Origin of the sequence: Aeromonas finlandensis (genome assembly GCF_000764645.1) — a bacterium.
GTDB lineage: Bacteria > Pseudomonadota > Gammaproteobacteria > Enterobacterales > Aeromonadaceae > Aeromonas > Aeromonas finlandensis.
The window spans coordinates 1-26,258 of sequence record NZ_JRGK01000262.1 but is presented as its reverse complement, the minus strand read 5'-3'; the positions used below and the strand labels follow the sequence as shown (position 1 = coordinate 26,258).

The 26,258-nt window shown below is 58.0% G+C and carries 27 protein-coding genes and 1 tRNA gene; 15 read left to right on the top strand and 13 right to left on the bottom strand.

From position 1 onward, the window contains the following. Positions 1 to 3: 3 nt before the first annotated feature. Both pntA and yqhD read right to left on the bottom strand, forming a co-directional pair. On the bottom strand, positions 4 to 1,530 hold the full coding sequence (pntA, locus tag LD28_RS0113595) for a Re/Si-specific NAD(P)(+) transhydrogenase subunit alpha (RefSeq protein ID WP_033137492.1): 1,527 nt from the start codon (positions 1,528 to 1,530) through the stop codon (positions 4 to 6). A 507-nt stretch (positions 1,531 to 2,037) separates the two neighbouring features. Continuing rightward, positions 2,038 to 3,201 (bottom strand): alcohol dehydrogenase, encoded by a 1,164-nt coding sequence (gene yqhD, locus LD28_RS0113590; RefSeq protein WP_033137491.1) that lies wholly within the window; start codon positions 3,199 to 3,201, stop codon positions 2,038 to 2,040. 157 nt (positions 3,202 to 3,358) lie between these two features. Here yqhD and LD28_RS0113585 point away from each other — a divergent pair, with 157 nt between their 5' ends. From LD28_RS0113585 to LD28_RS0113560, 6 genes are all read left to right on the top strand, one after another. Continuing rightward, positions 3,359 to 4,261, top strand: a complete 903-nt coding sequence (locus LD28_RS0113585; protein WP_033137490.1) for an AraC family transcriptional regulator — start codon at positions 3,359 to 3,361, stop codon at positions 4,259 to 4,261. 17 nt (positions 4,262 to 4,278) lie between these two features. Next, entirely contained in the window at positions 4,279 to 4,791 is a 513-nt protein-coding gene (locus LD28_RS0113580; protein ID WP_033137489.1) for a lipocalin family protein, read from the top strand. 549 nt (positions 4,792 to 5,340) lie between these two features. Next, the gene (locus LD28_RS0113575; RefSeq protein WP_033137501.1) at positions 5,341 to 6,036 is read left to right on the top strand and encodes a DUF969 domain-containing protein; all 696 of its coding nucleotides are present in this window, start codon (positions 5,341 to 5,343) and stop codon (positions 6,034 to 6,036) included. Continuing rightward, positions 6,036 to 6,959, top strand: coding sequence for a DUF979 domain-containing protein (locus tag LD28_RS0113570; RefSeq protein WP_033137488.1), 924 nt, complete (start codon positions 6,036 to 6,038; stop codon positions 6,957 to 6,959). The genes LD28_RS0113575 and LD28_RS0113570 overlap by 1 nt, the downstream gene beginning before the upstream one ends. Before the next feature lie 14 nt (positions 6,960 to 6,973). Next, entirely contained in the window at positions 6,974 to 7,621 is a 648-nt protein-coding gene (gene pcp / locus LD28_RS0113565) for a pyroglutamyl-peptidase I (RefSeq protein ID WP_274518919.1), read from the top strand. Continuing rightward, positions 7,618 to 8,082, top strand: a complete 465-nt coding sequence (locus LD28_RS0113560) for a gamma-glutamylcyclotransferase family protein (RefSeq protein ID WP_033137487.1) — start codon at positions 7,618 to 7,620, stop codon at positions 8,080 to 8,082. The genes pcp and LD28_RS0113560 overlap by 4 nt, the downstream gene beginning before the upstream one ends. 65 nt (positions 8,083 to 8,147) lie before the next feature. Here LD28_RS0113560 and LD28_RS0113555 read toward each other — a convergent pair whose 3' ends face one another. Beyond that, a complete protein-coding gene (locus LD28_RS0113555; protein ID WP_033137486.1) occupies positions 8,148 to 10,040 on the bottom strand; it encodes a methyl-accepting chemotaxis protein in 1,893 nt (630 codons plus the stop codon). A 208-nt stretch (positions 10,041 to 10,248) separates the two neighbouring features. Then, positions 10,249 to 10,746, bottom strand: a complete 498-nt coding sequence (locus LD28_RS0113550) for a lactoylglutathione lyase family protein (RefSeq protein ID WP_033114802.1) — start codon at positions 10,744 to 10,746, stop codon at positions 10,249 to 10,251. A gap of 100 nt (positions 10,747 to 10,846) precedes the next feature. On the opposite strand from LD28_RS0113550, the gene LD28_RS0113545 reads away from it, so the two are divergent. After that, positions 10,847 to 11,719 carry a LysR family transcriptional regulator gene (locus tag LD28_RS0113545; RefSeq protein ID WP_033137485.1) on the top strand — a complete coding sequence of 291 codons (873 nt, stop codon included), beginning with the start codon at positions 10,847 to 10,849 and terminating at the stop codon, positions 11,717 to 11,719. A 144-nt stretch (positions 11,720 to 11,863) separates the two neighbouring features. Here LD28_RS0113545 and LD28_RS0113540 read toward each other — a convergent pair. Next, positions 11,864 to 11,940: transfer RNA gene (locus tag LD28_RS0113540), tRNA-Trp, on the bottom strand. Between the two features lie 201 nt (positions 11,941 to 12,141). On the opposite strand from LD28_RS0113540, the gene LD28_RS0113535 reads away from it, so the two are divergent. From LD28_RS0113535 to LD28_RS0113520, 5 genes are all read left to right on the top strand, one after another. Then, on the top strand, positions 12,142 to 12,684 hold the full coding sequence (locus tag LD28_RS0113535) for a hypothetical protein (RefSeq protein ID WP_033137484.1): 543 nt from the start codon (positions 12,142 to 12,144) through the stop codon (positions 12,682 to 12,684). A 99-nt stretch (positions 12,685 to 12,783) separates the two neighbouring features. Beyond that, entirely contained in the window at positions 12,784 to 12,978 is a 195-nt protein-coding gene (locus LD28_RS23120; protein WP_013724188.1) for a hypothetical protein, read from the top strand. Next, positions 12,959 to 13,879 carry an aspartate carbamoyltransferase gene (gene pyrB / locus LD28_RS0113530; protein ID WP_005339735.1) on the top strand — a complete coding sequence of 307 codons (921 nt, stop codon included), beginning with the start codon at positions 12,959 to 12,961 and terminating at the stop codon, positions 13,877 to 13,879. The genes LD28_RS23120 and pyrB overlap by 20 nt, the downstream gene beginning before the upstream one ends. Before the next feature lie 15 nt (positions 13,880 to 13,894). Continuing rightward, positions 13,895 to 14,359, top strand: coding sequence for an aspartate carbamoyltransferase regulatory subunit (gene pyrI, locus LD28_RS0113525; protein WP_033114796.1), 465 nt, complete (start codon positions 13,895 to 13,897; stop codon positions 14,357 to 14,359). Between the two features lie 200 nt (positions 14,360 to 14,559). Further along, positions 14,560 to 15,051 carry an arginine repressor gene (locus tag LD28_RS0113520; RefSeq protein ID WP_005339728.1) on the top strand — a complete coding sequence of 164 codons (492 nt, stop codon included), beginning with the start codon at positions 14,560 to 14,562 and terminating at the stop codon, positions 15,049 to 15,051. Positions 15,052 to 15,181: 130 nt separating this feature from the next. Here the strand turns inward: LD28_RS0113520 and LD28_RS0113515 are convergent, their stop codons facing one another. The 4 genes from LD28_RS0113515 to arcA all read right to left on the bottom strand — a co-directional run bounded on the left by LD28_RS0113515 (position 15,182) and on the right by arcA (position 20,024). After that, positions 15,182 to 16,585: a YfcC family protein gene (locus tag LD28_RS0113515; protein ID WP_033114794.1), complete on the bottom strand. Its 1,404-nt coding sequence runs from the start codon at positions 16,583 to 16,585 to the stop codon at positions 15,182 to 15,184. Positions 16,586 to 16,708: 123 nt separating this feature from the next. Next, positions 16,709 to 17,713, bottom strand: a complete 1,005-nt coding sequence (argF, locus tag LD28_RS0113510; protein ID WP_033137483.1) for an ornithine carbamoyltransferase — start codon at positions 17,711 to 17,713, stop codon at positions 16,709 to 16,711. Between the two features lie 101 nt (positions 17,714 to 17,814). Continuing rightward, complete coding sequence (gene arcC / locus LD28_RS0113505; RefSeq protein WP_033137482.1) at positions 17,815 to 18,741, bottom strand: carbamate kinase; 927 nt, start codon at positions 18,739 to 18,741, stop codon at positions 17,815 to 17,817. 62 nt (positions 18,742 to 18,803) lie between these two features. Continuing rightward, entirely contained in the window at positions 18,804 to 20,024 is a 1,221-nt protein-coding gene (gene arcA / locus LD28_RS0113500) for an arginine deiminase (RefSeq protein WP_033137481.1), read from the bottom strand. A gap of 747 nt (positions 20,025 to 20,771) precedes the next feature. Between arcA and LD28_RS23570 the strand changes: the two genes are divergently transcribed. The 3 genes from LD28_RS23570 (at position 20,772) to LD28_RS0113490 (ending at position 22,063) form a co-directional block, all read left to right on the top strand. Continuing rightward, a complete protein-coding gene (locus LD28_RS23570) occupies positions 20,772 to 20,948 on the top strand; it encodes a hypothetical protein (protein WP_167334785.1) in 177 nt (58 codons plus the stop codon). Between the two features lie 97 nt (positions 20,949 to 21,045). After that, a complete protein-coding gene (locus LD28_RS0113495; RefSeq protein ID WP_033137480.1) occupies positions 21,046 to 21,693 on the top strand; it encodes an AAA family ATPase in 648 nt (215 codons plus the stop codon). A gap of 1 nt (position 21,694) precedes the next feature. Beyond that, positions 21,695 to 22,063, top strand: coding sequence for a hypothetical protein (locus LD28_RS0113490; protein ID WP_033137479.1), 369 nt, complete (start codon positions 21,695 to 21,697; stop codon positions 22,061 to 22,063). A 723-nt stretch (positions 22,064 to 22,786) separates the two neighbouring features. On the opposite strand, the gene hemN is transcribed toward LD28_RS0113490, so the two are convergent. From hemN to LD28_RS0113470, 4 genes are all read right to left on the bottom strand, one after another. Continuing rightward, positions 22,787 to 24,160, bottom strand: coding sequence for an oxygen-independent coproporphyrinogen III oxidase (gene hemN / locus LD28_RS0113485; protein WP_033137478.1), 1,374 nt, complete (start codon positions 24,158 to 24,160; stop codon positions 22,787 to 22,789). Positions 24,161 to 24,191: 31 nt separating this feature from the next. Beyond that, positions 24,192 to 24,632: a DUF2489 domain-containing protein gene (locus tag LD28_RS0113480; RefSeq protein ID WP_033137477.1), complete on the bottom strand. Its 441-nt coding sequence runs from the start codon at positions 24,630 to 24,632 to the stop codon at positions 24,192 to 24,194. Positions 24,633 to 24,643: 11 nt separating this feature from the next. Then, positions 24,644 to 25,228 carry a Der GTPase-activating protein YihI gene (gene yihI / locus LD28_RS0113475; protein WP_033137476.1) on the bottom strand — a complete coding sequence of 195 codons (585 nt, stop codon included), beginning with the start codon at positions 25,226 to 25,228 and terminating at the stop codon, positions 24,644 to 24,646. 839 nt (positions 25,229 to 26,067) lie between these two features. Then, positions 26,068 to 26,258: c-type cytochrome (locus tag LD28_RS0113470; protein WP_033137475.1), on the bottom strand; the 191-nt coding region annotated here is incomplete at its 5' end.

Sequence of the window (26,258 nt, the reverse complement as noted above, 5' to 3'; positions counted from 1 at the left end):
CCCTTAATCCTTACGGAACATCTTCAGCATGCGCTGAGTGACGGTGAAACCGCCGAAGATGTTGATACTGGCAATCAGCACGGCGACGAACGCCAGCACGGTGACCAAGGTCGACCCTTGCCCGATCTGCAGCAGGGCACCGACCACGATAATGCCGGAGATGGCATTGGTGACCGACATCAGCGGCGTATGCAGGGCGTGCGAAACGTTCCACACCACGTAGTAACCGACCACACAGGCCAGGATGAATACGGTGAAGTGGGAGAGGAAGGCTGCCGGGGCAACGGACGCAATCCAGCCGAAGGCGGCGATGCCAAGGGCACCGAACACGAACTTCTTGTTGGAAGGCTTGGCCTCTTCTTTCTTGGCGGCCGGTTTGGCGGCGGCGGGTTTCTGCGGAGCGGCAGAGACGGAGATGGCGGGCGGCGGGAAGGTCACTTCACCGGCCTGGATCACCGTCATGTTGCGCTGAACCACATCTTCGAAGTTGATGGCAACGTTGCCGTCCTTCTCCTTGCACATCAGCTTCATCAGGTTGACCAGGTTGGTACCGTAGAGCTGGGAGGATTGGGCAGGCAGGCGACCCGGCAGATCGGTGTAACCAATCACCTTGACGCCGTTGTCGGTGACATGCAGTTCACCCGGCACTGTGTATTCGCAGTTACCGCCAGCCTGAGCGGCCATGTCCACGATGACGGAGCCCGGCTTCATGCTGTCGACCATCTCTTTGGTGATCAGCTTGGGAGCCGGCTTGCCCGGGATCAGGGCGGTGGTGATGATGATGTCCACCTCTTTGGCCTGCTGGGCAAACAGCTCCATCTCGGCCTTGATGAACTCTTCGCTCATCACCTTGGCGTAACCGTCGGAGGAGGCGCCATCTTCGCCGCCGAAGTCCAGCTTGAGGAATTCCCCACCCATGGATTCGATCTGCTCGGCCACTTCCAGACGGGTATCGAACGCACGCACGATGGCACCGAGGGAACCGGCAGTACCGATGGCGGCCAGACCGGCTACACCGGCGCCGATCACCAGCACCTTGGCAGGCGGCACTTTACCGGCTGCGGTAATTTGACCGGTGAAGAAGCGACCGAACTGGTGCGCAGCTTCAACCACGGCGCGATAGCCACCGATGTTGGCCATGGAGGAGAGGGCGTCGAGGGACTGGGCACGGGAGATCCGCGGCACCATGTCCATCGCCATCACATTGATGTTGCGCTCGGACAGCTTCTTGACCAGCTCAGGGTTCTGGGCAGGCCAGATGAAGCTCACCAGAGTGGCACCATCTTTAATTTGTGCGATCTCGGCATCGGTCGGCGCATTGACCTTGAAGATAAGGTCGGCTTGCCAGACATTCGGCACCACGCTGGCACCGGCAGCCTCGAAGGCGGCATCATCGAAGCTGGCCAACTGGCCTGCGCCGGACTCGATGGCAACCTCAAAGCCGAGCTTTTTCAGCTGCTCGACGGTAGCCGGGGTCGCTGCGACCCGGGTCTCACCGGCGAGACTCTCTCTCGGTATTCCAATCTGCATGACTATTCCCTGATGGTTAATAAACAATCGCTGCCCAGTGTCTCACTTCTGACGAAACAAGACATGACCAAAGTGCAGGTCCAGGGCTCTTTGTTATGAAAATCAGTAGGCTTTACCTCAACCTCCTGTCATGGTCAGGCCCCCGCTTTTCAGGCGCGAAGGTGATTAGTATCAAATTTTGGAGTTTTATTACAACCGCAGTCCCGACGGCACTCGTACAGAATTCAGCCCATCCCTGGCTACGATTAAAAAAAACAAACCAAATTAGAGGCTTATACCAGTAAAAACGGCTGAAAAAAGTGATCCAACCAGTCAAAAAAAATGTTTTACCGGCCCTCTATCTTAGCGTTTTTTGTTCTTACGAAATCCGCTTTCGTCTCACTTCTCGCATCGAAACGCCGAAAAGTAACATTTTCCCAACAAAAACGGGGCCGTCCAGCCGCCCGATGGCGGGAGACGGCCCCGACAATTCAATCGTTTCGCCCGTGTGGCGCCGATTGGCGGACCTTACCAGGCCGCTTCATAAATATGCTGGCTCTGCACCAGATCGATATCGCTGTGCTCGCCCAGACGGGTCATACCGTGCTCTCCCAGCTTGCCGATCAGGGTATCGATACCCAGATCTTTCAGACCGTAATCGCGCAGTCGGGTCTTGACCCCCATCCGCTCGAAGAAGTCGCGGGTCGCGGCGATGGCATCGTCGATGCGCTCCGCTTCGCTGCCGCTGTTCAGACCCCACACCCGCTCTGCGTATTGCAGCAGCTTGGCATGCTTCTGTTTGCGCTTGGCCTGCAACAGGGCGGGCAGCACTGCCGCCAGGGTCTGGGCATGGTCGAGGCCGTGCAGGGCAGTCAGCTCGTGACCCAGCATGTGGGTGGCCCAGTCCTGCGGCACACCGGCACCGATCAGGCCGTTCAACGCCATGGTAGCGCTCCACATGATGTTGGCGCGCACCTCGTAGTTGTGCGGCTCGGCCAGCGCCTTGGGGCCCTCTTCGATCAGGGTCAGCAGCAAGCCTTCGGCGAAGCGATCCTGCACCTTGGCGTTGACCGGATAGGTGAGGTACTGCTCCACGGTATGAACGAAAGCATCCACCACACCATTGGCCACCTGACGCTCGGGCAGGGTGTAGGTGAGCACCGGATCCAGCACGGCGAAGCGCGGCATCACGAACGGCGAGAAGAAGTGCACCTTGTCACCACTGCTGCGACGGGTGATGACGGCACCCATGTTCATTTCGGAGCCGGTTGCCGGCAGAGTCAGCACTGAACCGAGCGGAATGGCGGAGCGCACTTCGCTGCCGACGGTCTCGAGAATGTGCCAGGGCTCTTTGGCCAGATCGTAGTGCGCGGCAGCGGCGATAAACTTGGTGCCATCGAGCACGGAGCCACCGCCAACGGCGAGCAGGAAGTCGACCCGCTCGGCACGGGCCAGCTCAACGGCGCCCATCAGGGTCTCGTAGGCCGGGTTGGGTTCGATGCCGCCAAATTCAAACAGGGTCATGCCAGCCAGTTCGCTGCGGATCTGCTCCAGCAGGCCACTGCGTACCACGCTGCCGCCGCCGTAGGTGATCATGACGCGGGCGTCGCTGGGGAGTTGCTCGCGCAGCTGGGCGATCTGCCCTTGGCCGAACAGGACTTTGGTCGGGGTATGGAGCGTAAAGTTGTTCATCGACATTGCCTTCTTCTGATAGTCAGGGCGGCCAGGCCGCGAAATCGTGATTGCATTTTTCTCCAGAACACACCTACCATCAAGACAACATCCTGCTTGATTCTTGCCTATTTCTACAAAGCAGCGAAAACCGGAACAGTCGAATCAAAGAGCGCCCATGCAAAACCGTTACAGCGACCTCGCCGCCAGAGTGACCCGCCACGTCACCGCCCCCGGCATCACCCCCTCCCCGGTGGAGCAGGTGAGTTTCATCTATACCACCGAGTACCACGGCCGCACCCCGGTGCTCTACCAGCCGCGGATGATCGTGATCCTGCAGGGGCACAAGGTGGGCTATCTGGCGGATCAGGTGTTTCGCTACGACCCCAACCACTACCTGCTGATGACCCTGCCGCTGCCCTGCGAGTGCGAGTGCTTCGCCTCCCCCGAGCAGCCTCTCATCGGCTTCTCCATCGAGATCAACATGGTCACCCTGCAAGAGCTGCTGCTGGAGCTGGGAGACGCCCTGCCCGCCCCCGCCCCGCAGAAGAGCGGCGTCCACTCGGTGCGCCTGTCGGAAGCGATGTTCTGCGCCGCCGAGCGGCTGATCGATCTGATGGACAACCCGCTGCACGCCAAGGTGCTGGGGCCGCAGACGGTGCGGGAGATGCTGTTCCACGCCCTCATCGAGGGGGGCGGCCCCGCCTTGCAGGCGCTCGCCAATCGCCACAACCATGTGGGCCAGATCGCCCGGGTGCTGCGTATGATAGAGTCGCGTTATGCCGACAACCTCACCATGGAGGAGCTGGCGCGGGAGGTGAACATGAGCGTCTCCGCCTTTCACCACCACTTCAAGGCGGTCACCGCCACCTCACCGCTGCAGTACATCAAGTCGTTTCGCCTCCACAAGGCGCGCATGATGATGCTGCACGACGGCATCAAGGCGGGCACCGCAGCGGCCAGAGTCGGTTACGAGAGCAACTCCCAGTTCAGCCGGGAGTACAAGCGCTTCTTCGGCAGCACGCCGACGGATCAGGCCTCCCGCTTCCGGGATGGCCAGCTGCGCATCATCGAGGGATAACAAGAGAGGGATTACCCATGCGTTCACTACTTTGTCTGTTCACCGCTTTGCTACTGACGGCCTGTACCGGGATTGCCGACGGCATCCGCCCCGTCACCGGATTTCAGCTCGATCGCTATCTCGGCACCTGGTACGAAATTGCCCGCCTCGACCACAGCTTCGAGCGGGGGCTGGAGCAGGTAAGCGCCACCTACAGCCTGCGGGATGATGGCGGCGTCAAGGTGCTCAACCGCGGCAAGCAGAGCGATGGCAGCTGGCGCGAAGCGGAGGGCAAGGCCTACTTCGTCGGCAACCCGGATGAGGCACGGCTCAAGGTGAGCTTCTTCGGCCCCTTCTACGGCGGCTACAACGTCATCGATCTGGACCCCGACTACCAGCTCTCGCTGGTGACCAGCTACAACCACGACTACCTCTGGATCCTCTCCCGCTCCCCCAATCCGCCCAAAGAGAAGGTGGACGCGCTGATCGCCAAGGCCAAGGGGCTGGGCTTTGCCACCGACCAGCTGATTTGGGTCAAGCAGACCCCTTGAAGCCGAACGGGGAGCCCTGCTGGCTCCCCGCTTTTTTCAACCACACCTCGCCTTCTCGCCCCCTCTCTTCCAGCCACGCCCTCTTCACCCCTGCCCGGCCGCGGCTCACCGCCAATGGTCTCCGCTGAAGGTCCCCGCCGGTTTTCGTGCTCTGAACTGCCCCTCTCTGGCCAGATCAGATTAATGGCAACATCGCTTATCACTCACACCCTATATATGACAATGAACCAGCAGATCGTCATATTATTAACGGGTGTATATGAATGAAAATAAAAAAAGAGAACACCAACTGTCGTAGTGGCCATTATCTCACGGTTACTAACTATATATTTCCAGCACCATCCAACAACATCGCAACAAAAGACTGAAGTGAGCCTTCCATATTGAGTCCTCGCTTTAAATCTGCACAACAAACCACCAAACAGAGAAATAAAAACCCAAACGGCTCCAATTTTAATGATTAATTGTTGCCATCACTTTCGTTCGATGATAAATAGCTAACAATTTAAAAATTACACATAAATATTCAAATGTAGAGAGGTGATCAATTTGGAATGGATTAAACTGAGCGGCATACTCATTATCTTGCTGGGTTTTTACTTCAGGCTCGATACCCTGGCCGTCGTTCTGGTCGCCGCCGTCACTACCGCCCTGGTCTCCGGTCTATCCTTTGCTGAATGCCTCTCCCTGCTGGGTGAAGCCTTCGTCTCCAACCGCATGGTCACGCTGTTTCTGCTGACCCTGCCGATGATCGGCATCTGCGAACGCTACGGTCTGAAACAACAGGCCGTCACCCTGATCGAGCGGATCAAAAAGCTCACCCCGGGCAAGTTCATGACCCTTTATATGTTTATCCGCGAGCTGGCCGGTCTCTTCTCGGTGCGGGTACAGGGCCATACCCAATTTATTCGTCCGCTGGTCAACCCGATGACTCAGGCTGCCGCCACCAAGGTGCATGGCAAATTAAGCGAAGAGGACGAGGAATATATCAAGGCGCGGGTCTCAGCCACCGAAAACTATGGCAACTTCTTTGCCCAAAATACCTTCGTCGCCTCCGCCGGGGTATTGCTGATTGTCGGTACCTTCGACTCGCTGGGATATAACGTCTCCGCCGTTGATATTGCCAAGGCCTCCATGCCGATAGCCATTATCATTCTGTTTATGGTCGCCGCCTCCAATATGTGGTTCGACCGTCAGATGGCCAAGAAATATGCCGTGAGCAACAGCAAGGGAGGTCAACAGTAATGGCCACTCTCATTCCCAATATGCTCGAATTCTTCTATGTGCTGATCGGCGTCATTCTCTTTAGCAGCGCCTGGCGCGTCCTGCGTGATGCCAACCACCCGGCCCGGGTCGGCACCGCCCTGTTCTGGACCATCCTCGGGGTGCTGTTCGCCTTCGGTAGCTATATCCCCAACATGATCAACGGGATGCTGATCCTCGCCATGGGGGTCATCACCCTGCTCAAGCAGGTGAAGATCGGCAAGCTGGAGCAGGCGAGCGAAGAGGAGTCCCAGCGCCACGCCAACCGCATCGGCAGCCGGATCTTCCTGCCCTGCGTGTTGCTGGCCCTGCTGGCGGTGGTGATCGCCCAGTTCACGCCCCTTGGCGGTCAGGTCGGTATCGGTCTGGCGGCGGTGATCGCCTTCGTCATCACGGTGCTGCTGACCCGCGCGACCCCCTCCACCGTAGTGGGTGACTCCGACCGGATGATCCAGCAAGTAGGTATCACCGGTATCCTGCCGCAACTGCTGGCCGCCCTCGGGGTGATCTTCAACAAGTCCGGGGTCGGTGACGTCATCTCCCACGGGATCTCCACCGTGGTCCCGCTCGGCAGCCCCTTCATCGGGGTAGTGGCCTACTGCCTCGGGATGATGGTCTTCACCATGATCATGGGCAACGCCTATGCCGCCTTCACCGTCATCACCGCCGGGATCGGTATCCCCTTCGTGGTCGCGCAGGGTGGTGATCCGGTCATCGCCGGTGCGCTGGCGATGACCGCCGGTTTCTGCGGCACCCTGATGACCCCCATGGCTGCCAACTTCAACGCCCTGCCCGCCGCCCTGCTGGAGATGAAGGATCTCAACAAGGTGATCAAGGTGCAGGTGCCGATGGCACTGACTCTGGTGCTGGTCCATATCGTCCTCATGTATTACTGGGCATTTTGAGAATTCGGGAGAAGATGATGAAAGTTCTGATTACCGGTTTTGACCCCTTCGGCGGCGAGCCCATCAACCCGGCCTGGGAGGCAGTAAAACGCCTGCCGGACACCATTCTGGATGCCACCGTGATCAAGGCCCAGATCCCCACCGTATTCGGCAAATCGGCCACCCTGCTGGCGGAGCTGATGCATCAGCACCAGCCGGATGTGGTGATCAACGTCGGTCAGGCGGGCGGTCGCTTCGCCATTACCCCGGAGCGGGTCGCCATCAACCTCGACGACGCCCGCATCCCCGACAACGAGCAGCAGCAACCCATTGATGAAGTGATTCAGGCCGATGGCGCTCCGGCCTACTTCTCCCGCCTGCCCATCAAGGGGATGGTGCAGCGCATCAAGGAGAACGGCATTCCGGCCGCGGTCTCCAACACTGCGGGCACCTTCGTCTGCAACCACATCATGTATCAGCTGCACTACCTGATCGAACAGCAGTTCCCGGCGGTGCGCGGCGGCTTTATCCACGTCCCCTACATCACCGAACAGGTGGCGGACAAGGTGAACCAGCCCTGCCTCGCCATGAGCGATATCACCCGTGCGCTGGCGCTGGCCATCGAGGCGGTGGTGCTGCAACAGGATGGTGACCTCAAGGTCGTGGGTGGCGAGATTTCATGACGCTTTGCCAGCCACGCCCGCTGTTCGTCTACGGCAGTCTGATGGACGGGCTCTTCAACTACCGGCGCTATCTGGCCGCTCATGTGAGCCAGCCGCCGCGGCGCGCCCGGGTGCGCGGCGCCCTCTATCACCTGCAGCACAAGGGCTATCCTGCCCTGCTGCCGGGTGATGACTGGGTCTATGGCGAGCTGTTTTGGCTGGACGACTTCCCCGCCGCCATCGCGGCGCTCGACGAGATGGAGAACTTCCACGGCGAAGATGATCCGCAGAGCGAATATCTGCGCCAGCTTGTCGAGGTGGAGATCTTCGACCCGCAGCAAGGGCGCTATGTCGGCCAGCAGCTGGCCTACCACTACCGCTACGTGGTGCAGCACGATCCCCAGTGGCAGCAGGGCAAACACTACCTGCCCGATGGCAACTGGCGCGCCTTCCATCTGGCGCAGCTGGAGAGCGCCGCCTGACGGCCACCAGCAATTAAAAAGGGCAGCCCGCGGGCTGCCCTTTTGCATGGAGAGTTGGCGGAGGATCAGAGCCGGAAGCGGCCAATCTCCTGCTCCAGCCGCTCGGTCAGCGACTTGAGCTCGGCCGCCTGCGCCGCCTCGTTGCCCGCCTGCTCGGCCAGCTCTTGCGAGACGTGGCGGATATTCTCGGTATTGCGGCTGATCTCGCCGGTCACCGAGGTCTGCTCCTCGGCCGCCGCCGCGATCTGGGTCGCCATGTCGCTGATGGAGCCGATCGCCTCGTTGATCCGGCCAAGGCTCAGGTTGGCGGCTTCTGCATCCTCCACACTGGTGCCCGCCAGCTGACGGCTGGTCTCCATGCCGCCCACGGCGCGACGGGTCGTCTGCTGCAGGGTCTCGATCATCTGCTGGATCTCGTCGGTGGAGTCGTGGGTACGGCGCGACAGCACCCGCACCTCGTCCGCCACCACCGCAAAACCACGGCCCTGCTCACCGGCCCGGGCCGCCTCGATGGCGGCGTTGAGCGCCAGCAGATTGGTCTGCTCGGCGATGCCGCTGATGGTGGCCAGAATGCCGCTGATCTTCTGGGCATGGCTGTCGAGCTCGTTGATCACCTGACTGGCATCGGCCACTTCATCCGCCAAACCGGTAATGCTGCGCTGACTCTGGCCAACCTGGGATTGACCCGCGACCGCCAGTGCGACTGCATCGGTGGCGGTGGTAGCGGCAAACTCGGCGTTACCGGCGATCTCCTGGGTGGCGGAGGCCATCTCGGTCACCGCGGTCGCCACCATCACGATCTCGTCCTGCTGCTGACGCACCCGCTGGCTGCGGGCCTGGGCCCCGGCCGCCTGGGCACGGGACTGGGCCGCCAGCTCGACGGTCACATCCCGCAACCGGCTAACGATGCCGTGCAGCCGCGCCACGAACTGGTTGAAGTTGCGCGCCAGCTGACCCACCTCGTCCTGACTGCGGGTATCAATATGAACGGTGAGATCCCCCTCGCCGTGGGCGATGTCGTGCAGGGCGTGCGCCACCCGACCGAGATCGGCGAACAGGTATTTGAAGGTGGCGGTGAGCAGGGCACTGAACACCAGCATCAGCACCAGCGTCAGCCCCACCAGCTGCCACAGCAGGTTGCTGAGCGGCGCCTCCAGCACATCGCGATACATCACCATGGCCAGCAGCCAGTCGGTGCCCGCCACCGGTTGTACCGCCAGCAGCACATCCCGCCCGTCGATGGTGGCGGCGTGCAGCTCGCTGTTCTCGCGGCCCCACTGCTGGAAGGTGGCGGCAGAGAGCCCCGGCGCCAGCTCGGCGATGGGCTTGAGCGCCAGATCCTTCTGCGGATGGCCGACGATGAGGCCGCTGCTGTCGAGCAGCATGGCGTAACCCTCACCCTGCACCTTCATCGCCAACACCTCGTCGATCAGCTTGTCGAGCGCCAGGTTGGCCCCCACGGCGCCGACCAGCTCGCCCTGATGACGCACCGGCTCGGAGAGGGTGACCACCAGCTTCTGCATGGTGACGCTGACATAGGGGGCGGTGATGATCAGCTGACCCGCCTTCACCGCATCCTGATACCAGGGGCGCTCGCGCGGGTCATAGTTGCCGGTGTTGAGGGAGGGGTCCTGCCGGGTCATCACCCCCTGCGCGGAGCCAAAATAGGCGAGCCCGAAGCCACCGGAGGTGTAGGCCTGCTTCAGGTGAGGCACCAGCTCGGCCTGCGGGTTGCCGCCGATCAGATTGACCAGCGCATGGACCGTGTTCTTACGGTCCTCCATCCACTCACCGATCGCCACCGAGTAGGCGTGGCCATAGTTGACCGCTTCGCTCTGGATAGCGGCCATGGTACGTGATTTGAGGGTATGGAATGCCACTACACCTAGCAGTGCTGCCATCAGCAGCACCACGCCAAGGCTGGTGGCCAGCAGCTTGCCGCGCAAAGAGAGGGTCATGACTACGAATCCTTGTTGTTGTTGTGTCAGGCAGGGAAAACCCCGTGTGATCCGGGCTATCGGCCGCAACATGAACAGACTTTAGTGAATCTGTATATTTTCACATCTATCAACAACAGAGATTGCTTTCAAAGAGTTCCGCTTCGCTATTCCATGCTACTGAGCCATTTCACAACAAGCAGCAGGCCGCCCGAAGGCGGCCTGTCACTTACCCCTGATATGCACCGGCGGAGTAGGTCAGCTCATAGCTGTGGCTGTAGATCTCGATGATGTTGCCGAAGGGATCTTCCATGTAGACCATGCGGTAGGGCTTCTCGCCCGGGTAGTACTCGCGCACCGGCATCCGCTGCTTGCCGCCCGCCGCGACGATGCGCGCCGCCAGCCCCTCGACATCCGGATCCTGCACGCTGAAGTGGAACACCCCGCTCTTCCAGAATTCGAAGTTGTTCTCGCGGCGCTCGCTGTTGGGGAACTCGAACAGCTCGATGCCGATCTTGTCGCCGGTAGAGAGGTGGGCGATGCGGAAAGAACCCCAGCCCGGGCCGAACACGTCGTTGCACATCACGCCGATGGCGGAGTCATCCTCGGTGATGGTGGTGGCCGGCATGATGAGATACCAGCCCATCACCTGGGTATAGAACTCGACCGCTTGGTCGAGGTCAGTCACCGTGATGCCGATGTGGGAGAAGTTGCGCGGGTAAGTCATAAGTCACCTTGAAACTGTGTGTGGGAAACAGGTGACATGATAGGAAGAGGCGCCATAATGAAAAATAAGGTCAAACTAATGGAAGGCATAAATTAAATTTATGATTAATCCACTCTGGCTCCACACCCTGCTGGTGGTGCATGAAACCGGCAGTTTTACCCGCGCCGCCGATCGGCTGGATCTCACCCAGGCCGCCGTCAGTCAGCACATCTCGCGCCTCGAGGCCGAATTCGGCCCCCTGCTGCTGCGCAAGCCCCGTCAGCTGGAGCTCACTCCACGCGGGCTGGTGCTGCTCGACTTCGCCCGCCAGCAGGAGCAGGCCGCCGAACAGCTGCGGGCCCGCCTCTCGGACGACGATCCCCATAGCGGCACCATCACCCTGTCCACCCCGGGTAGCATCGGTCTGTTGCTCTATCCCCTGCTGCTCGACCAGCAACAGGAGCACCCCGGGCTCACCATCCAGCACCGTTTCGCCCCCACCCCCGACATAGTGCAGGCGGTGCTGGCGGGGCGCAGCGATCTGGGACTGGTGGATCAGCCGCCGGAACACCCCAGCCTCGCCGCCGAGCCGTTCGCCCGCGAGCCCCTCTGTCTGGTGGTGCCCAACGATGGCGAGGAGCAGAGCTGGCAGCACCTCTGCCAACTCGGTTTTATCGATCACCCGGATGGCCGCAGCATGGCACAACGCCTGCTGGGACGACGCTACCCCGGCCAGCGCGTTGACGAGATCCCGCTGCGCGGCTTTACCAACCAGATCGGCCTGATCCTGGAGCCGGTCGCCCGCGGCCTCGGCTTTACCGTGCTGCCCCGCTTCGCCGTCACCGCCTTTGCCCAACAGGAGAAGATCCGGGTGCTCCAAAGCCGGATCGAGGTGATCGACACCCTCTGGCTGATCTACCGCGCCGAGTGGCCGCTCCCCGCCCGTCACCAGCGGTTGATGGAGGCCCTCAAAACGCGGGTCGGTGCCAGCTGACCTGTCGTTCAGGGCGGTTGAAATTGTCGAAGATGGATCGAGCAGGCAAGAAGATAGATGGCAGGCAAAAAGGGGGCTAACGGAGAGAGATGGCGAACGCCAGAAATGCGAAAGGCCAGCTCAATGAGCTGGCCTTTCTGAAAATGGCAGGGGCGGCAGGACTCGAACCCGCAACCATCGGTTTTGGAGACCGCTGTTCTACCAATTGGAACTACGCCCCTGCAACAAACGAGGCGTAGTATACAAAGTGGAGATCAAAGGTAAAGGCTTTTTTTACGCTTTCGATGCGATTGCACAAATCCCGAACAAGTCGCGGTTATTTGTGCAGCAAAGCGGGATAACTTGCTGTATTTGCAGCCCTGCCGGGGTAGGAATGGGACATAAATGGGGGTAGGGTGAAATCAGGTACCGGGAGGCCACTTATGCTCAATTACCGATTGCTCCAACAACTGGCGCCCCTCAACTTCAGGGATGAACGCAAAACAGAGTCCCTGCCCGCCTATCTTGAACGGGTCGCGCCGCTGGTGCCCTTTATTCCTGAAAATGTGCTCTCCCAGTGGATTTACCGCCATTGGCGCGGTTTTGAGTCCAACTGGAGCTTTATCGATCTCGCCAGCCATCAGTTCACCTGCGAAAGCTGGCCCACCGCGCAACTGGTGGATCAGGTGAACTCCCGCCATATGGAGGTGATCGAGCGCTGGGGCGAGATGCTGCGCAGCAACCGCTATGTGCGCCGCTCCTGGCTCGGCGAGAAGATGCTGAGCGAAGGCACCTGGCCCGAACCGGTCATCGTGCTGGCGCCCGCCGAGGGGTGCAGTTACCCGAACGGGCAAGCGCTGCCGCAACCCTACTGCCTGCTGGAAGGGCACCACAGACTCGGTTATTTGCGCGCCATGGCCCGCGATGGGGAATCGCTGCAAGAGACGCACAGGGTGTGGATTTGTCGCCCTGTTCCCGCCACTTAAACGTTTTTCATGCTGAAATTGGCATCAGAAATAAAATTTTGACAATTAAAAAAGCGGCCCTATAATCTGTCCGGTTTTGAAAAAGGTCGGGACGAAACGATGCAGTTTTTGATTCAGAAAACAGCCTTGCAGACGGGTGGTGCGCACCAGAGCGGCCCCGTTGTTTCCGGTTCCCACCCCAACGATCCCCAGTTATTTTTAAAAAAAGCCCCTGTTTCAGGGGCTTTTTTTTGTGCCCGAAAAACCTCCAATGATGTCAAAGGGAATGCAGACGATGACCAATCCACTCTATAAGAAACATGTCATCTCCATTTCGGACCTGACCCGGTCAGAAATGGAACTGGTAGTCTCAACCGCACAACGGTTGAAGGCTGAACCTGACACCAGCCTGTTGAAAGACAAGCTGGTTGCCAGCTGCTTCTTCGAAGCCTCCACCCGCACCCGCCTCTCGTTCGAGACCGCGGTACAGCGCCTCGGCGGCAACATCATCGGCTTCGCCGACGGTGGCAACACCAGCGCCAAGAAGGGCGAGACGCTGGCTGACTCCATCAAGATCATCGGCTCCTACTCGGATGCGGTGGTGATGCGCCACCCGAAAGAGGGGGCAGCCCGTCTGGCCTCCGAGTTCTCCCGGGTGCCGGTCATCAACGGCGGCGACGGCTCCAACCAGCATCCGAGCCAGACCCTGCTCGACCTGTTCACCATCCATGAGACCCAGGGTCGTCTGGACAACCTCAATGTCGCCTTCGTCGGTGACCTGAAATATGGCCGCACTGTCCACTCGCTGGCCCAGGCCCTCAGCCTGTTCAACTGCCGCTTCTTCTTCATCTCCCCGGAAGCGCTGGCGATGCCGGACTACATCTGCGAAGAGCTGGAAGAAAAAGGCATCCAGTTCAGCGTCCACCAGACCATGGAAGAGGTGATGCCGGAGCTGGACATCCTCTACATGACCCGCGTCCAGAAAGAGCGCTTCGACGAGACCGAATACAAGCACATGGCCGCCAAGTTCATTCTGGAGCTGGCGACCCTGGAAGGGGCCAAGCCCACCATGAAGATCCTGCATCCCCTGCCCCGCGTCGACGAGATCGATGTGGCGGTCGACAAGACCCCCCACGCTTGCTACTTCCAGCAGGCGGAGAACGGGGTCTATGCACGCCAGGCGCTGCTGGCACTGGTACTGAACGAAACTGTCTGAGCTTAGGGGAATATCATGTCTGACAAGAACCAACTGCAAGTCGAAGCCATCCGTCACGGCTCCGTCATCGATCACATCCCCGCTGGCCAGGGCATCAAGATCCTCAAGCTGTTCCAGCTGATTGAAACCCAGGAGCGGATCACCGTCGGCTTCAACCTGAAATCCGGCGCACTGGGCAAAAAGGATCTCATCAAGATTGAGAACACCCGCCTGACCGAGCAGCAGGCCAACCAGCTGGCGCTGTTCGCCCCGAAAGCGACCGTCAACATCATCGAAGACTTCAATGTGGTGAAGAAGCACCAGCTGGAGCTGCCGGAGTTCATCACCGGGGTGTTCCACTGCCCCAACTCCAACTGCATCTCCCACAACGAGCCGGTGGACAGCTACTTCCGGGTACGGGAAGTAAAAGGCGTGGTACGGATGAAGTGCAAATATTGCGAGAAGTCCTTCACTCAGGACATCGTCAGCGAGCGTGACTGATATCTGATTGGGCCCTGCGGGGCCCATTTTTGAACCCTGTCACATCACCGAATTTCCAGTCAGCTATAATTTGCCATCCCAAGATGGTAATGCCCGTTCATTCCCTGCATATAGATTGATTATCAGTGTTTTTGGCTGATAACTGACCGCTATGGCAGATATCGCGCGTTTACCTCCGATCATCGTCAAAGGAATTCGCCGTGGTCAAAACCCTCAGTCGTCCCGTTGCCCAAGAGCCCGATCTGGCCCAGCTGGATGCCTGTCGCCAGATCATCGGTCAGCACTGCTACAGCACCCAGGAAGAGATCCGCCGCGAGCTGTCAGAGCGTGGCTTTGCCGACATCAGCCAGTCCACCATCTCCCGCCTGCTGCGCCGCCTCGGCGTTGCCAAGGCGCAGAATGCCAACGGCAAGAAGGTCTACACCCTGGTCGACGAGCAGCTGGAGCCCGCAGGCAGCACCCGCTCGATCCACGACATGGTGCGCGAAGTGGTGCACAACCAGCAGATGGTGCTAATCCACACCACCCCCGGCGCCGCTACCGTGGTGGCCCGCCTGCTGGATCGCAACGCCAATCCCGAGATCATGGGCGCCGTCGCGGGCAACGACGTGGTGCTGGTCGCGCCGCGCCACATCAGCCGTACCCGTCAGGCCCACGCCGCCGTGGTGCGCACCCTGGCGCAGGCGCGTTAGCCCCCTCCCCCAAATGCATCGAGGCGACCCGCAGGTCGCCTTTTTGTTGCCTCTCATTTGCGGCCTTCACTTGCGCCCATAAAAAACGGGAGCCAGTGGCTCCCGCTTTCGGCTTTCTCTTGTCAACTAATCAGAGCACGGCACCCAGGCTCAGGCAGACCACGATCAGCACGGTCAGCATGGCGAGCAGCGGAGCCACCCACTTCAGCCAGCGCACGTAGGGCACCTTGGCGATGGCCAGACCACCCATGACCACGGCGGAGGTCGGGGTCACCAGGTTCACCAGACCGGAAGCAGACTGGTAAGCAGTCACCACCAGATCGCGACCCACGTTGGCGAAGTCGGCCAGCGGCGCCATGATCGGCATGGTCAGCACGGCCAGACCAGAGGAGGACGGCACCAGGAAGGAGAGCACCACTTCCAGCACGAACATCACGTTGATAAAGACGATGGTGGAGAGGCCGGTCACGATCCCTTCTGCACTGTGCAAAATGGTGTGAGTGATCATGCCGTTATCCATTACCACCACGATACCGCGGGCGATACCGATGATCAGGGCTACACCCAGCAGGTCGCGGGCACCATCGATGAAGTTGGAGGTCAGCTCCTCCTCGCTCATGCGGGAGATGATACCGACGATGATGGCGGCAGCCAGGAACACGCCGGAGATCTGCGCCATCCACCAGCCCAGCACGGCCACACCGTAGATCATCACGGCAAAGGCGGCGACGAAGATACCCAGCACGATTTTACGGGTCAGGGTGAACTCCAGCATCTGATCGCTCTTGTTGCCAAGGAAGTGGGCACGGTTCTCTTCCCACTTGTCAGCCACCAGCGATCTGCTGGGATCATTGCGCACCATCTTGGCGTAACGCATCACGTAGGCGACACAGAGCAACCAGCCAGCGACCAGCATGGCGACGCGCAGCCAGATACCGTCGGTGAAGGAGATACCGGCCGCGTTGGCCGCGATAACGGTCGCAAACGGGTTGATGGTGGAACCGAGAGTACCGATACCGGCGCCCAGCAATACGGTTGCCGCAGCCACCACCGGGTCGAAACGGGCGGCCATCATCACCGGCACCAGCAGGGTGTAGAAAGGCAGCGACTCTTCGGCCATGCCGTAGATGGTGCCCCCTGCGGCGAACAGCGCCATCAGGATCGGGATCATCCACTCTTCACGGCCACGCAGACGATCGGTAACACGTTCGATACCGGCATCGATGGCACCGGTCTTGGTCACAATGCCAAGAAAACCACCGATGATCAGGATAAACAGGGAGACGTCGATGGCGCCTGCCTGATAGGTGTCATGGTTGTAGAGGCCATCGATAGGTGCCAGCAGCACATCGACGATCCCCTGGGGATTCCCCTCCACCAGTTTGTAGGTACCCGCCACCGGCACTTCTTTGCCGAGGGCTTCGTTCATGGTCATCTCGTATTTGCCGGCCGGCACTATCCAGCTCAGGGCGGCCACCAGGGCGATCAGCACAAACAGTATCGTGTAGGCTGACGGGAACTTGAATTTGGTCATGGTCCAGCTTCCTTCTGTGGGTGTGGTATCCATGCAGGCTGCGGGTTGTAGGGTTAGAGGTATTATGCCGCTGTCACATGGTCGAAAAGCCGGGGGTCACCCCCCGGCACCACTACTGCGACCTTAGTCGCCCAGCGTAGCAACCATCACTGCCTTGATGGTGTGCATCCGGTTTTCGGCCTCGTCGAACACGATGCTGTGCCCGGATTCGAACACATCCTCGGTCACTTCCAGGCCTTTCATGCCATATTTGTCAGCCACTTCCTTGCCCATGGTGGTCTCGTCGTTGTGGAACGCCGGCAGGCAGTGCATGAACTTCACATCGGGGTTCTTGGTGGCGTTGATGACATCCATGTTGACCTGATACGGGGTCATCAGTTTGACGCGCTGATCCCAGGCTTCTTTCGCTTCACCCATGGATACCCAAACGTCGGTGTAGAGGAAGTCGGTGCCCAGCACACCCTCTTTGACATCTTCGGTCAGGGTGATGCGCGCGCCGGTCTCTTCGGCGATCAGGCGGCACTTGGCAACCAGCTCCTCTTCCGGCCAGAAGGCTTTCGGCGCAACCAGACGGATGTCCATGCCCATTTTGGCGGCGCCGACCATCAGGGAGTTACCCATGTTGTTGCGGGCATCACCCAGGTAGGCGAATTTGATTTGATCCAGACGCTTGCCCTTGCCGTGCTCCAGCATGGTCATGAAGTCAGCCAGGATCTGGGTCGGGTGGAATTCGTTGGTCAGGCCGTTCCAGACCGGTACACCGGCGTAGGCACCCAGCTCTTCCACGATCTCCTGGCCGTAGCCACGGTATTCGATACCGTCATACATGCGGCCCAGTACCCGGGCGGTGTCCTTCATGGACTCCTTGTGACCGATCTGGGAACCGCTTGGGCCAAGGTAGGAGACCTGAGCGCCCTGGTCGAAGGCCGCCACTTCAAACGCACAGCGGGTGCGGGTGGAGGTCTTCTCGAAAATCAGGGCAATGTTTTTGCCGGTCAGGTGTTTGCGCTCGTAGCCACCGTATTTGGCTTTTTTCAGGTCGATGGCCAGGTCAATCATGTATTGGATTTCGCGCGGGGTGAAGTCCAGCAGTTTCAGGAAGTTACGGTTACGCAGATTAAAAGCCATGATGAGTTCTCTCTATATTTGTTCAGACCAATTTCGGCAGTAGTGTTGACTACGCATTCTTCAGTACAGATTTGTGCAAACCCCGGAGGGCCGAGTTTCAATTACGCATTCACGGTGCGGGTGGCGACGATATTGGTGCCGGCTTCCCCCTTGAGGATGGCGAGGCCATCTTCCAGCGAGCCGATCCCGACCATGCCGCCGGTCGCCTTGACAAATTCACAAGAGGCTTCGACTTTCGGTCCCATGGAACCTGCGTCGAACTTGACTCCGGCCAGCTCGTCCGGGCTGGTCACCCGCAGCGGACGCTGGGTCGGTTTGCCCCAATCCAGGTAGACAGCATCGGCATCAGTCAGGATCAGCAGGGCGTCGGCCTTGATCTGCTTGGCCAGATAGGCGGCAGACATGTCTTTGTCGATCACCGCTTCGATACCGGTCAGGCTCTGGCCATCCCAGGTCACCGGGATACCACCACCACCGGTACAGATGATGAGGTGGCCCTGGGCAATCAGGGTTTCGATGGCGTCGCCTTCGACGATGCGCTGGGGTAGCGGGGATGGCACCACGCGGCGGAAGAACTTGCCGTCAGCCTTGACCACCCAGTGCTTCTCTTCTGCCAGGGCGCGGGCTTCCGCTTCTTCATAGACAGGGCCGATAAATTTGGTCGGATTGGCAAACGCCGGATCCTTGGGATCTACCTGTACCTGAGTCAGCAGCGCGGTGACGTTGCGGCTCGGCATCAAGTTCTTGAGCTCCTGAATCAGCATGTAGCCGATCATCCCCTGGGACTCGGCCCCCAACACATCCAGCGGATAGGGAGAGACCTTGGTGTAGGCGCTGTTTTGCAGGGCCAGCAGGCCGACTTGCGGGCCGTTGCCATGCACCAGCACCACGTTGTACTCCTGAGCAATCAGGGCGATGGTCTTGGCGGCAGTTGCGATGTTCTTGCGCTGGATATCCGCTTCCAGTGGCTCACCACGACGGAGCAGAGCATTGCCACCCAGAGCGACGACGACAGTTGGTTTTTTCATAGTGGTTAATCTCGAGTTTGGGTCTGTGTGGCGCCAGCCTCTGCCAGCGCCACGCCGTCTCATCAGATGCTGTCGCGTTCCATCGGGCAGCTCATGCAGCGGGCGCCGCCGCGGCCACGGCCCAGTTCATCACCCGGGATGGAGAGAACCTTGATACCAGCCTTGTCATACTTCTCGTTGGTGTAGGTGTTGCGCTCGTAGCCCACCACCACGCCGGGACGCACGGTCAGCACGTTGTTGGCATCGTTCCACTGCTCCCGTTCGGCCTCGAAGCTGTCACCGCCAGTGGTGATGATCTTCAGCTGATCCACGCCCAGCGCTTTCTCGATAGCGGTGACGAAGTAACCCTCTTCCTTGATGTTCATGCCGGTAGCGCCACCCGGAGTCAGGCTCCAGCACTGCACATCCTTGCGGATCACTTCCGGATAGACGGAGAAGGTATCGACATCCATATGGGTCATGACGGTATCCAGGTGCATGCAGCTGCGGTGTTTCGGCAGTTCCATGGCGATGACCTGCTTGGCCTGACCATGTTTGAACAGGCTGCGAGCCAGATGCTCGACCCCTTGCGGAGTGGTGCGCTCGGACATGCCGATCAGCACGGCGCCGCGGCCGATGACCAGTACGTCGCCACCTTCGATAGTGGAGTTGTCGTAGTCGCGCTCCTCGTCACCGAAGTACTTGATAAAGTCCTGACCGGCAAACATCGGGTGCCAGCGGTAGATGGCCTTCACATGGTTGGTTTCGCGGCGACGAGCCTGTTTGGCCATCGGGTTGATGGAGACGCCACCGTAAACCCAGCAGGAGGTGTCACGAGTGAAGAGGTGGTTGGGCAGCGGCTCGATGATGAAATCGGTCGGCGCATGCATGCCTACTACCATGTTGACGCCGCTGTAGGGCATCTCGGAGTAGGTCAGGCCGCCGGAGAGAATGCGGGCCAGTTCGCGGTGCGGCATGTCTGCCAGGAAGCAGCGCACGTCGTTGGCAAAAGAAGAGCCGAGGCGGTAGTCGGAGACCTGATGTTGCAGCAGCCAGGTTTTGGCTTCCGGCACGTCCAGGGTCTCGGCCAGCAGATTGGTCAGCAGGAAAACTTCGACATTCTGATCGCGCAGTACCTGAGCGAATTTGTCGTGCTCCTGACCGGCGCGTTCAACAGACAGGACGTCATCGAACAGCAGGTCCTGGCAGTTGGAAGGAGTCAGACGCTTCAGACTGAGGTTGGGGCGGTGCAACATGACACGGCGCAATTGGCCAACTTCAGAACCTACATAAAATTTGCTCATGATTATATTCCGTCTAGCAGTGGTCCCTGCGAGTGATTGAATAGATTCCTTCTATTCATGCTCGTGGCTAAGGCGGGATATTCTTTATGTAGGGTAATCGGCTTATGTTCTATCCTGCCCTTGCCTTTCGAGACCGAGGTTAGACCTGCCAATTACGACAAACTTAGACATTGATCACATTCACTTCTGACTGAATATATTCACCGCTCAATCTATGAGCCAAGTAGCAAACCGAACATTTTTCAAACAACCAAGGTCGCATACTCATGCACAACCACCCCGCTATATTTCATGTTGATTCCTTTTTTATTCATTACAGCTCACTTCCACAATTAAACAAAAAATAATAAAAACATTAAAAATCAAATAAATAAAACCAAATGAGAATAGTTTTTGAATATTGTTGAGTGAAAACTGAATACATCAGCGTGACAAGTGGAGCAGAGGAGAAATAAATACTCACATCGGCCACGATCACTGCATAAATCTTTTCTTGTCCCAGATCATGGCATGAGTGCCATCCCCTTTGCGCCCTGCCTTGTACAGCGCCACCTCCCCGTCCAATTCCACTTGATATGCACAAAGTCCGCATCGAAGCTGACAACCATCCTCGCCTGTCACTACGACGCCTTTTGATACTTTTTTCATTAATTGAATTTATTCGTCCCGCCTTGCGCTGGTACCAACCTCGACTTAACTCAGAAGGTGATCCAGATCACAGATGAATGGCACTACCAAGGAGTTGTTATGAAGATGAAACCCAGACTGCTGCTCGCTACTCTGCTGCTCTCTGCGCTCCCGACCCTTAGCCAGGCTGAAGGAGCCCCTGCCATCCCGATGGTTGTCTGTCATGTCGACAAGGCCCCCCAAATGCTGGTGCCTGAATATGTCTGCCGCTGGCATGGAGGCAGCGTGCATTACTAGCCAAAGCCGCGAGAGGAGTATCCCTCCTCTCGCCTTGTGATGAGGCAGGCCCCTCCTATACTGAAATCAGCAGTTTTCTCATGGATAGGGGAACATCATGATCTTGTTGGTCGGTGGAGAAAAAGGGGGAAGTGGCAAGAGCTGCCTGGCACAGAATCTGGCGGTCTACCTCCGATCCCAATTTCAGGGGGAGGTATTACTGGTCGATTGCGACCCGCAACGTACCACCTCGGACTGGATTCAAGAGCGCAACGACAACCCGGAGCTGCCACAGATCAACTGCGTTCAGCTTTACGGCAATATTCGCAACGATCTGCTCAGCCTGAAAAACCGCTACGACTACGTCATCGTCGACTGTGGCGGGCAAGACAATCGGGCACTGCGCTCCACCATGGCCGTCGCCACCCATGCCCTGATCCCTCTGCGCCCGAAACGCCGCGACCTAAAAACCCTGCCCCATATGGAAGATTTGATCACCACCTGCAAGATGGTCAATCCAACCCTCAATGCTGCCGTGGTGCTGACCCAATGCCCTTCCCTCCCCAATCAGGTGAAACGCATTCTGGAGGCGAAAGAGGTTTGCTCCTCATTCGGGGTCGACGTACTGAACTCCATCACCTATGGCCGCAATGTTTACGACGACAGCGAGGAGAAGGGGCTATCTGTAATGGAGATCGAACCGGATGGCAAATCCGCCGAGGAGATCCGGGCCATCGCCAAAGAGTTCCTGCAAGTGGGGGTGTGAAATGGGTCTGGCCGATCTGAAGAAAAAGCACCAGTTGCATCACCAGAAGAAGTTTACCGTCGACGAGTTTATTGAAGATGCAGAGTTCTACGCCAAGGGCAAACCCAAGGTGGTCAGCCTTGAACTGAGCCTGCACCGGGATGAGGCCTTGTCGGCGCTGGCCTTTATCGAGAGCGGCGAACACCTGAAACCCAACTACAAAAAGGCCACCTTCTCCATGAGCACAGTGGCCATCGATGAGTTGGGCAATCTGACCCAGCAAGACGGCATGAACAAATCCCTGCTGCTGCGCCTCTTTACCCACTACTTCTCTTCGCTCACCCCGGAAGAGCGCCAGACCATCTATGAGCGACTCAACCAGCGCTCATAATTCCGCATTCAACCACTCTTTTATGCCTTTCTTGCATACCTCGGATGCCTATCATCAGACTGCAAAACCTGTTTCCAAAGTAACCAAAACGTCGTGTAAGAGATCAGCCATTCCATATGTAAGCAAACAGCCAAAAAGATCCTCGAGATAATCGGAAGATAGGATCTTAAAACATGAAGACGTAGCACTTAACATTATGTTTATAAATGAATAAATCGAAACGCACTGCTTTCGAAATAGCTAATGATAAAAACGTTTTCCATCTTGCCGTTGTACCCGGTAAGAAAATCCTTATAGTTACTCATGCACGGACGCAATGAAGTCGGTCAGGAAGACTGGCTGCCAGGGTTGGGCAAATGGACTCACCACAGGATGTGGTAAAGGACACCTCCCAGGACGGAGAAAGTGCGACGGGACAGGATGACTCGTCAGGCCAAGATGGCTAAAGGACACCCCAAGGGATTGGGAAGGGGAAACCTAAAGGAAGAGGTAAACAGTCAGGGATTGCAGGGAGCAACTTCGTTCAAGGATATGAGCGATACGACTACCGGGGGCGACGAAAGTCGCCCCCATCTTTTCGTCTGCGTTTTACCGCCCCATTACTTGCCTCACCGCAACGCCTTCTTGCTCGAACTTTCCAGACCAGCTGCTTAAGCAAAAATACATACATATGAGAAGGGCGCCACGATGGCGCCCTTCTCTGTTTTCTCATCGGCAAAAAACTTATATCACGCGAGAGAACTGCTGCTGACGCGCCTTGTTGCGCAGATAAACATCGAAGCACATGCAGATATTGCGGATCAGCAGGTGCCCCGTAGAGGAGACCTCCAGACCATCCTCCGTCATACACACCAATCCATCATTGATGAAGGTCTGCAGCAGCTTGAGATCGTCAGCAAAGTACTCTCTGAAATTGAGCCCGTGCGCCTGCTCGACAGAGGCAAAGTTCAGGCGAAAATCACAGATGAGCCGCTTGATCACCTCGCGGCGGATCAGGTCATCCTGATTGAGCGAGCAACCTTTCCACTGGGCATGGCCCAGCTCTGCAACCTGTGCGTAATAGGCCTTGAGCTCTTTCTGGTTCTGGGAATAGGCATCACCGATCATGCTGATGGAGGAGACCCCCAGCCCCAGCAGATCGCAATCACCCTGGGTGGTATAGCCCTGGAAGTTGCGGTGCAGCTTGCCATCGCGCTGCGCCACCGCCAGCTCGTCATCGGGTTTGGCAAAATGGTCCATGCCGATAAACTGGTAACCCTGACCGGTGAGGAAGGCGATAGTATCCTGCAACATGGCCAGCTTCTCCTGCGGAGCAGGCATATCCGCCTCTTTCAACTTGCGCTGGGCGGCAAAGCGACTCGGCAGATGGGCATAGTTGAAGATGGAGAGGCGCGCCGGATCAGTCTTGAGCACCTCTTCCAGCGTATGGTGGAAGCTGGCACGATCCTGATGCGGCAGGCCATAGATAAGGTCTAGGTTGGTCGAGCGGAAACCCAGTTCTCGGGCCCGTTCCAACATGGCTTTAATAAAGTCGTTGTCCTGCTCGCGGTTGACCGCAACCTGCACATCCTTGTTGAAATCCTGCACCCCAAGACTGATACGGTTGAAGCCGACTTCTCGCAGCACATCCAGCATGGTAATGGCGATCTCGCGCGGATCGACCTCGATGCTGAACTCCCCCTCTTCGGCGAAATGGAAGTGCTCACGCAGCATGGCCATCAGGCGGCGCGTTTGCGCTTCATCCAGATAGGTGGGTGTACCACCGCCCCAGTGCAGCTGGGTGACCAGACGATGTTTGAAGAGCGGAGCCTGCGCCTTGATCTCCTGCTCCAGGTAGTCGAGGTACTCGTCAGCCTTGTGCTGATGGCGGGTAATGACCTTGTTGCAGCCGCAGTAATAGCAGAGCTTGTGACAGAAAGGGATATGCACATAGAGCGACAGATTGCGCTCGGGATACTGGCCGGCAGCGCGGACAAAATCCGGATAGCCGAAGCTCTCGTTAAACTCCAGCGCAGTGGGATAAGAGGTGTATCGCGGGCCACTGTAGTTATATTTTTCGATCAGGGCCTGATCCCACACAATCTGTTCTGCTTGCACGCTCGCTTCCTCTCTTGTTGTTATTGTTGGCTCACCGACCTAACTGAAAATCCTTCAGTTGGGCCACATCCTTGAGGATCTGAGCCTCCAGCTCGGCCTCGTAGCTGCTGCGTTCGAGGTCCATCTTCATCACTTCATTGCGCTTGAGGGCACGTCTGGCCTCATGAGTCGGCATATCTTTCACCTTCTCATACAGTCCGTACAGACCCGGGAACTCGGCAGCAAACGCCCGCCCACCCTTGATCTGTAACGCATCCAGCAGGTTGGTCAACCGAATCGCACCTTCGGAGTAGTCACACTGCCCGTCCTGCACCGCATGGGCAATGACCCGCACGCTATCCAGAATTCGCTCATTGCGGGTAGCAATCGCCAGCCATTGCATCGCTTGCTGCCGTCTCAGCTTGGCCAGCAGCATGCCTGCGTAGATGGCCAAACCTGACAAAATCAGGCCGCCCAACAGGGCGGCCAACATCCATCCACTCATCACTTCTTCTTCGGCTCAGGCTTGGGTTCCGGCTTGAAATCGACCTGGTTGAAACGATCCCACAACTCCTCTTCGGAGGCCGGTTTTTGCTCGTCGAACTCGGCATCATCGCCATCATCAAACGGCAGTTCGTCATCTTCATCGTCGTTATCGATGATGCCCAGCTCATCCATCAGCTCCTGATACCGATCGACACGCTGATCAACCCAGGCCTGCTCGGCCGCTTCCAGGGTTTCACCGGCATCAAGACGATCCAGCAGATCATTCAAGCGGTCATCATTTTCGATGGAGGCCAGCTCCTGCTCGGGAGTCATCACCAGCTTCTTCTCTTTCAATGCCTTGGGCGCAGCCGGCTTCTTCTGTTTGTCATCCACCACCAGTACCACCGGCTTGCGGGAACCGATACGCGGATCTTTGGTCTGGCTGTTGCCAGACTTGTTCTTCGACTGTTCGACTTGCTGACGGGACCCAGCCTTCAAGCCCTTGCGCTTGGCAGCCCGTTTGCGCTCACGACCTTCCTGAGCACTGACATCAGATTCTTTGCGCTTGCCAGTAGGCTTGCGAGTGGGTTGTTTAGCAGACATGAATGGCTAACTCCGAAAAATAACTGGATTGACCCGTACCCGGGATGATCTCACCCGGTGGGATACGATGCGAGGAACAGTAAGGCTGGAACAAGAGCAGGATCCCGCACCAATCCGGCCCAATCAGGCCACTGAACACCGCAGGATCGGTATCCTCTGGGCATGTTGCTGGTATTTTGACACAGAATGGCTAATCGGGTTAATGACCCAAAAGAAAAAAGGCAGCCGAAGCTGCCTTGATATGTTCATGCGAGCGCCATCCTGAATGGCAAAACAATCTGTTTCGTCTTTTCCATGACAACTTGCCATCGCATCATATCGTTGTGAGGTCATCCTGACCTTATTGTGGTCGTTCCTGAATGTGCGTGTGCCTGTTTGACCCGTCGCGACCGCATCCTGCAGAGTCGTGCCGGGGAATTTGCATCCCGCAACCCCATCCCGTTCCTGAGATGATCACCATCCTGATCCTTCAATCCTTTGCCAGCTCATGCGAACCCGTAGCATCCCGCCACGCCAGCTATCCCCTGCTCACAACATCATCCTGCTGTGACGCCACCCAATCCGTGAGTGAATCCATTGGTCCTACTGTATCAACTCTATAAAGCGACTCAATCCACTCAAAACATTCTCAACATGCCGAAAAATTTCAATGTGTGCATAATTAATTGATAAATAATGAATATTTAACATTTCATGCAAATTAATGAGCCTTGGACTGCCTTGAGAATGGAAGATCTCTTACAAAACAAGGGGATTAAACCGAGAATTATCTGAAAGCCATAAAAACAACGGGGAGCCAAGACTCCCCGTTTCAACTCAAATCAGCCATAACAGCTATATCAGTGCAGACCCGCTACATATTTGGAGAGGGCTTCGATATCCTGATCAGTCAGTTTCTTGGCAACGTCCCGCATCATGCCATTCGGATCGTTGTCACGAGTCCCCGCACGAAATGCGGTGAGCTGAGCCTTGACATAGGCAGGATGCTGGCCGGAGAGACTAGGATACTTGGCCTGCTCTACACCTGAGC

Coding starts and splice junctions, on each gene's coding strand:
- argF (WP_033137483.1), bottom strand. CDS start 17,713: ATGGCTTTTAATCTGCGTAACCGTAACTTCCTGAAACTGCTGGACTTC.
- LD28_RS0113490 (WP_033137479.1), top strand. CDS start 21,695: ATGGGTCTGGCCGATCTGAAGAAAAAGCACCAGTTGCATCACCAGAAG.
- yqhD (WP_033137491.1), bottom strand. CDS start 3,201: ATGAACAACTTTACGCTCCATACCCCGACCAAAGTCCTGTTCGGCCAA.
- LD28_RS0113545 (WP_033137485.1), top strand. CDS start 10,847: ATGATTAATCCACTCTGGCTCCACACCCTGCTGGTGGTGCATGAAACC.
- LD28_RS0113570 (WP_033137488.1), top strand. CDS start 6,036: ATGGCCACTCTCATTCCCAATATGCTCGAATTCTTCTATGTGCTGATC.
- LD28_RS0113480 (WP_033137477.1), bottom strand. CDS start 24,632: ATGTTGGCCGCCCTGTTGGGCGGCCTGATTTTGTCAGGTTTGGCCATC.
- LD28_RS0113550 (WP_033114802.1), bottom strand. CDS start 10,746: ATGACTTACCCGCGCAACTTCTCCCACATCGGCATCACGGTGACTGAC.
- LD28_RS0113535 (WP_033137484.1), top strand. CDS start 12,142: ATGCTCAATTACCGATTGCTCCAACAACTGGCGCCCCTCAACTTCAGG.
- LD28_RS0113555 (WP_033137486.1), bottom strand. CDS start 10,040: ATGACCCTCTCTTTGCGCGGCAAGCTGCTGGCCACCAGCCTTGGCGTG.
- LD28_RS0113585 (WP_033137490.1), top strand. CDS start 3,359: ATGCAAAACCGTTACAGCGACCTCGCCGCCAGAGTGACCCGCCACGTC.
- arcA (WP_033137481.1), bottom strand. CDS start 20,024: ATGAGCAAATTTTATGTAGGTTCTGAAGTTGGCCAATTGCGCCGTGTC.
- LD28_RS23120 (WP_013724188.1), top strand. CDS start 12,784: ATGCAGTTTTTGATTCAGAAAACAGCCTTGCAGACGGGTGGTGCGCAC.
- pyrB (WP_005339735.1), top strand. CDS start 12,959: ATGACCAATCCACTCTATAAGAAACATGTCATCTCCATTTCGGACCTG.
- pntA (WP_033137492.1), bottom strand. CDS start 1,530: ATGCAGATTGGAATACCGAGAGAGAGTCTCGCCGGTGAGACCCGGGTC.
- LD28_RS0113515 (WP_033114794.1), bottom strand. CDS start 16,585: ATGACCAAATTCAAGTTCCCGTCAGCCTACACGATACTGTTTGTGCTG.
- LD28_RS0113580 (WP_033137489.1), top strand. CDS start 4,279: ATGCGTTCACTACTTTGTCTGTTCACCGCTTTGCTACTGACGGCCTGT.
- LD28_RS0113495 (WP_033137480.1), top strand. CDS start 21,046: ATGATCTTGTTGGTCGGTGGAGAAAAAGGGGGAAGTGGCAAGAGCTGC.
- pyrI (WP_033114796.1), top strand. CDS start 13,895: ATGTCTGACAAGAACCAACTGCAAGTCGAAGCCATCCGTCACGGCTCC.
- LD28_RS0113560 (WP_033137487.1), top strand. CDS start 7,618: ATGACGCTTTGCCAGCCACGCCCGCTGTTCGTCTACGGCAGTCTGATG.
- yihI (WP_033137476.1), bottom strand. CDS start 25,228: ATGTCTGCTAAACAACCCACTCGCAAGCCTACTGGCAAGCGCAAAGAA.
- pcp (WP_274518919.1), top strand. CDS start 6,974: ATGATGAAAGTTCTGATTACCGGTTTTGACCCCTTCGGCGGCGAGCCC.
- LD28_RS23570 (WP_167334785.1), top strand. CDS start 20,772: ATGAAGATGAAACCCAGACTGCTGCTCGCTACTCTGCTGCTCTCTGCG.
- arcC (WP_033137482.1), bottom strand. CDS start 18,741: ATGAAAAAACCAACTGTCGTCGTCGCTCTGGGTGGCAATGCTCTGCTC.